This is a genomic window from Methanoculleus sp. UBA413 (genome assembly GCF_002502935.1).
GTDB classification, from domain to species: domain Archaea; phylum Halobacteriota; class Methanomicrobia; order Methanomicrobiales; family Methanoculleaceae; genus Methanoculleus; species Methanoculleus bourgensis.
On sequence record NZ_DAQR01000137.1, the window covers coordinates 1 to 3,559 of the forward strand.

Sequence of the window (3,559 nt, forward strand, 5' to 3'; positions counted from 1 at the left end):
ATTAGATGAAATGCTCCACTAGCAGGTCTTTTTCTTCTGCTCCTCCAGCTGCTTTGCAAGCAGCGGGAGGAACGTCCCTGCATCGCTCACGACGCCGATCGCCTGTGTCGTGCCCCGGTCCATCAGTTTCGTCACCGATGCGGGGTTAATATCGACGCAGACGGTCTTGACGTATGAGGGGAGACAGTTTCCGACGGCGATGGAGTGGAGGAGCGTCCCGACCATCACCACCATCCCGAGATCCTGGATATGACGGCGCATGGCATCCTGCGCCTCTACGACGTCCGTGATCGTGTCGGGGAGCGGCCCGTCGTCCCGGATGGAACCGGCAAGCACAAACGGGATACCCTTCTTCACGCACTCGTACATGATCCCGCCGGTGACAACCCCCTGCTCGACCGCATTCCTGATGGACCCGGCCCGCATAATCTCGCTGATGGCATAGATATGGTGCTTATGCCCGCCGGTGACAAGCGTGCCCGTCCTGACGTCCATCCCAAGAGACGTGCCAAAGAGGTTGGACTCGATATCATGAGTGGCAAGCGCGTTCCCCGCAAAGAGCACGTCGATGTAGCCTTCACGTATCATCTTTGCAAGGGCTCCTGCCGCCCCGGTGTGGACGATTGCCGGGCCGCCGACGAGCGCAATCTTCTCCCCCTCCTGCTTCAACTTCAGGATCTCGCGGGCGATCCTTGCGATGATCGCCTCGCTCGGCCGCTCAGATGAGACGGTCCCGTGCATGAACTCAAACGTGCTGACCTTCCTCGGCCGCTCCGGGTAGATCACACGCACCCCGGCCTCGCTTACGACAACAGCGTCGCCGGCCTTGATCTTTGAGATCGGTTTGCAGACCGCCCGCGTATTCTCTTCATCGACCACGATGTGGCAGTCCATCTCGATCTGCTCGACAGGCAGCCACTCGTCCTGGTATTTCACGAAGGTCGGGTGGTTGGTGGTCGAGTAGAACCCCTTCGGAAGGATCCGGTCGCCCTCTGCCGGTACAAGGGTGACGTCACTGATCTCGGGGGTGCGCGCTCCGAGCCGGTGCAGTTCGGAGAGGATAGCATCGAGTTGCTGGTCGTCAGGCGCAGAGACGCGCAGGCGTGCGTAACTCGTATCAGTCTTCAGCTTCCCGACATTGAACGTGAGGATCTCGAATTCTCCTCCCATATCCATGATCTTGTCGAACACCAGGGTCATAATGCCTGAATCGATGATATGTCCCTCTAGTTCGATCTCCCGGCAGGACTCCATATATAGAGGTCGGCGATAATCCGATAATACAGTTTCTCTTGAGAAAATGAGGATGGAGGCGGCATCCACCAGGTGCTACGGGATCCGCTTCCGGCAGAGGTATTCCTGCACCAGCGCAAGTTCCTCGCGCGTGTTGATGTTGAAGACGAGCCTCCGATCGTGCAGGAGGAGCCGCAGTTCCTCCTGGGGTCCAACGAGATCGCCTGCAGTCAGGATATTGATCCCGGCGGGGCAGGCCGGCGTGCCGTCGACCGTCTCCGTATATTGTGTGCGGCAGCCGTGCTCTTCGCAGAGGTCGCGGGGCACCCACGTGGAGCATCCCGGCGTTCCCGCCCGGTGCCAGGCATCCTCGACACTGGTGATGATATCGGGCACAAGACAGGGGAGGTCGGAGACACAGGTGAAGAAGGGCGTCCCCTCTTCCCCGAGATCCCCGGCCGCCGCCTGGATATCCTCAACATAACCAAGCCCCTCGGCCTCGTACAGGGTGACCCCTCTTGCCCGGCACCAGTTTTTGGTGTATGGCGTCCGGTGCGAGGCAACCACGACAACCTCATGTTCTGCAACCTCAAAGGCATCGATGACGTAGGAGAGCATGGGTCTTGCACAGATCGTGACCAGCGGTTTTTCGCCCATCCGGAGCCGCGACCCCTTTCCCCCGGCCATGATCAGGGCAAGCATGCTTCGAGCGCCTCAATGAGTTGCCTGTTCTCCTCGTGAGTCCGCACCGCTACGCGGATATGGCGGGGGAGCCCGAACGACCGGCAGTCCCTGACCAGGATGTCATGGCGGAGGAGCCTCCCGACCAGGACCTCCGCTTCCACCGGTACCTCTACCAGGATATAGTTTGCAGACGGGGGCTCATAGACAAGGCCAAGGCCGGCCAGGTGGTCACAGAGCCACCCACGCTCCCGGGCAATCTTCTTCCGCGACTCCTCAAGCGTATCGTAGTTCCGGAAAGCCTCGATCGCAAAGGACTCGGCAAACGTGTTCACTGTCCAGGGAAGACGCACCGTCTCCACCCGCTCGATGAGTTCGGGGGTGCCGAAACCATACCCGAACCTGATGCCCGGCACGGCGAAGCTCTTTGTCAGGGAGCGCAGGACGAAGAGGTTCTCGTGGGAGACGTCGGCGAGGCTCTGGCGCGGGTCGGAGAGCTCGATGAACGCTTCGTCGAGGAAGAGATACGCTCCCTGCTCAGCGGTCGCGGCAAGCAACCGGAGGACTTCGGGGCGGGTATGAAGCGCTCCTGTGGGGTTGTTCGGGTTGCAGAGGAACCGAACAGCAGCTCCGTTGCTCTCAGCGGTGCACCGCGCACCGGCCAGCAGCACCGCCATCTCATACTCGGCAAACGTCGGGGGTGTGATGCAGGCAGCATCCCCGGGTCCGAGCATCGCAGAACAGAACGCGCGGATCAATTCGATAGATCCGTTGCCGACAGCGACCTCTGCCGCATCGCGCCCGAACGTCCTGCCGATCACCTCTTTGAGTGCCTCATACCGGTCGTCCGGGTAATCATTCAGTACCGAGGGATCCGGCGTCCAGGGTATATCCGGGGGATAGGGGTTAATATTGGCGCTGAAATCAAGCAGTTCGCCCCTTCCCCGGATCCGATGCCAGCGTACCCGACCGCCATGTTCCATTCTTTCCGGGAGGTTTTCTCTCATATTGGTGGCAACCCTCTGAGGGTATGTTGTCGGTTGCTATCCATAAAACCGTTATGTCGGCCGGCGATTCGTTTCGGAAGGTATTTATATTATACGGAAGTTATTATGCCTTATCTGATGCAGTCAGACAAGAAGATTACGACTGTCTGACAAATGGCGGCCAGGCGTCTGCCAGATGTCAGATATGAGTGATTGAGATGATGGATCGGATAACTATCAGATTGCCCCGGCAGCAGGTTGAGATGCTCGAGAAGCTGGTGGAGGCTGGCGAGTTCCCCACGGTATCGGAAGCTGTGCGGTACTCAGTCAGGGCGCTTCTCGAGAAACATGGAAACCGTGTTCTCCGCGAGGCCGAGCAGATTTCATTCAAAGTTTAGGAGGTATTTGATGCAGACGATCATCAACGAGGCGTTGAAACACGCTGAACGTGAAAAGTACCTGAAGACGGACACAATCGGGGATGAAGACGACATCCTCGGCCAGCCCCGAATTGTCATCGTTGGGTGTGGCGGTGCAGGTAATAACACCATCAACCGCCTGTACCACATGCAGGTCAACGGTGCAGAGACGATCGCGATTAACACGGACAAGCAGCACCTGGACATGATCCAGGCCGACAAGAGGGTGCTTGTCGGCAA

4 protein-coding genes and 1 pseudogene are annotated in these 3,559 nt (G+C 58.9%); 2 read left to right on the forward strand and 3 right to left on the reverse strand.

Annotated elements, in window-relative coordinates; all coding sequences use genetic code 11:
- Window positions 1-18 precede the first annotated feature (18 nt).
- The 3 genes from BP858_RS11850 to BP858_RS11860 form a co-directional block, all read right to left on the reverse strand.
- A complete protein-coding gene (locus BP858_RS11850) occupies window positions 19-1,254 on the reverse strand; it encodes a TIGR00300 family protein (RefSeq protein WP_214166739.1) in 1,236 nt (411 codons plus the stop codon).
- A gap of 75 nt (window positions 1,255-1,329) precedes the next feature.
- Entirely contained in the window at window positions 1,330-1,935 is a 606-nt protein-coding gene (locus tag BP858_RS11855) for an NTP transferase domain-containing protein (protein ID WP_286879552.1), read from the reverse strand.
- Entirely contained in the window at window positions 1,923-2,921 is a 999-nt protein-coding gene (locus BP858_RS11860; RefSeq protein WP_286879554.1) for a pyridoxal phosphate-dependent aminotransferase, read from the reverse strand. Before BP858_RS11860 ends, BP858_RS11855 begins: the two co-directional genes overlap by 13 nt.
- Before the next feature lie 197 nt (window positions 2,922-3,118).
- On the opposite strand from BP858_RS11860, the gene BP858_RS11865 reads away from it, so the two are divergent.
- Window positions 3,119-3,298, forward strand: a complete 180-nt coding sequence (locus BP858_RS11865; protein WP_014868120.1) for a ribbon-helix-helix domain-containing protein — start codon at window positions 3,119-3,121, stop codon at window positions 3,296-3,298.
- A 10-nt stretch (window positions 3,299-3,308) separates the two neighbouring features.
- Window positions 3,309-3,559 (forward strand): annotated as a pseudogene (locus BP858_RS11870) (cell division protein FtsZ); the annotation flags it as partial.

Bases quoted from the DNA above. Each gene is read 5' to 3' on its own strand.
- BP858_RS11865 (WP_014868120.1), top strand. From the start codon at position 3,119: ATGATGGATCGGATAACTATCAGATTGCCCCGGCAGCAGGTTGAGATG.
- BP858_RS11855 (WP_286879552.1), bottom strand. From the start codon at position 1,935: ATGCTTGCCCTGATCATGGCCGGGGGAAAGGGGTCGCGGCTCCGGATG.
- BP858_RS11860 (WP_286879554.1), bottom strand. From the start codon at position 2,921: ATGAGAGAAAACCTCCCGGAAAGAATGGAACATGGCGGTCGGGTACGC.
- BP858_RS11850 (WP_214166739.1), bottom strand. From the start codon at position 1,254: ATGGAGTCCTGCCGGGAGATCGAACTAGAGGGACATATCATCGATTCA.